1 protein-coding gene is annotated in these 1,696 nt (G+C 69.5%); it reads right to left on the bottom strand.

The window, feature by feature from the left end:
* Positions 1-47: 47 nt before the first annotated feature.
* Positions 48-1,256 (bottom strand): acyl-CoA dehydrogenase family protein, encoded by a 1,209-nt coding sequence (locus AC08OO_RS19205; RefSeq protein ID WP_476611241.1) that lies wholly within the window; start codon positions 1,254-1,256, stop codon positions 48-50.
* Positions 1,257-1,696 lie beyond the last annotated feature (440 nt).

The following is a 1,696-nucleotide window of genomic DNA, read 5'->3' as shown; positions in this document are numbered from 1 at the left end:
CTAGGGGCTAGGGGCTAGGGACTCAGGGCTCGGGGCATCGGACGGGGTCAGCGCCGCATCAGCAACGAGCCGCCCAGGAGATACGACCCGACCATCTCGAAGTTCGTCGGCGCCAGGGTGATGTGCGCGACCACGGTGTGGATGTCGCGGAAGCAGCGGTCGAGCCGGCCGGCCGCGCCCAGGGCCCTGGTGCCGGCCAGGGCGTGCAGGGTGTCCACGGCCTTCAGGGTGTTTTCGCCGGCGGCGGTGGCTGCGAGCCGGATCAGGGCGCTGAGCTTCTCCCCGCCGATGAGGCGGGCACTCGCGTGGCCGGCCGCATCGTCGAGCAGCAGTTCGCCCGCCCTGACCAGGGCCGCGGCGCGGGCGAGGCCGGCCTGAACGGTGTGGCTGGACGCCAGCGTCTCCGTCCCGCGGGCAGGAACCGCGCTGACCGCCAGCCCCGGGAAGGCGCTCAGCGCGTCCTGGGCGATGCCGAGCGCCGTTGACGCGGTCGTGAACGGGCCGAAGTCGTAGTACGCGATGGGGTAGCCGCGCGAGGGCCGGGCCGCGGGCAGCCGGCGCAGCAGCCCGCCGTCGACGGTGTGCTCCTCGGGGACGAAGAGGTCGTCGACAGTGAAGCTGACGCTCCCGGTGCCGCGCAGCCCTATCGTGAACCAGTCGTCGGTGAAACGGACGGCATCCCGCGGAACGAACATCATCCGGGTTGTGGGCGGGGCCGGGGCCGACGAGTTCGCCTTACTTCCCGCGGCTACCTCGCCGGCCGTGCTGGTTTCGGTGACGAGTGAGGCGCACACCAGCCAGTCGGCGTGGGTGGAGCCGCTGGCGAAGGACCACCGACCGCGTACCCGGTAACCGCCGGGGACAGCCTCGGCGTGGCCCGACGGGTTGATCCCACCGACGACGAGACCATCGCTCTCCCGGAACATCCGACCGGCCGTCTGCTCCGGGAGGTAGTCCGACATCCGGCCGATGACGCCCTGGACCCCCATCTGCCAGGCGACGGAGGCGTCGATCCGGGCGAGCGCCTGGAGCACCGCGGAACCGGTCCGGACACTCACCCCGCCGCCGCCGAAGGCCGGGGAGACCCACATCCGGTGGATGTTCTGCTCACGCAGGGCGTCGATGACGTCGGGCGGCGTCATTCTCTCCTGTTCGGCCTGTTCACGGTGCTGGACCAGGACTGGGGCGACTTTCTCGACCCGGGCGAGCCAGTGCCTGCTCTCGTCGTCGGGGTGGGCGGGGCCTGGCCAGAACATGTCACGCATCCACTCTGATCAACCGTCTGATCTGCGGAGACATCGTCCGTCCCTTTCTCGTCGAGGGAGGTTAAAGGCTGGTCGCCGACGGCAAAGCTCCGACTGAAACCGCATCTACGGATAGATCATAGCAATTTCTACGTAGATACGGATCGCGAAAGCGCTAAGGGGCCGTGAGAGCGGCCCAGATTACCAGGGTTTCCCTGGCTCTGCGGCTCTGCGGCTCTGCGGCAGGCGGTGCGGGACGCCACGCACAGTTCACTTTTTCGCTTCCGAAACGGGGGCCGACGGCTGCCCGGAACCTGCACTGTGATGGTCGACGTCGGGGGACTGCGGCCATACGGACAGTGACAGGAGGGCCGGGCGAGATGGCAGAGGAACGCATGCCGAACCGACGGGATGTGCTGGCCCGAGCGACGGTGGCGTCCCTGGCGGCCGCC

Source organism: Frankia sp. CeCAU1, assembly GCF_977971845.1.
Note: the sequence above shows the minus strand (reverse complement) of the source record. Positions and strands in the feature narration are given on the sequence as shown.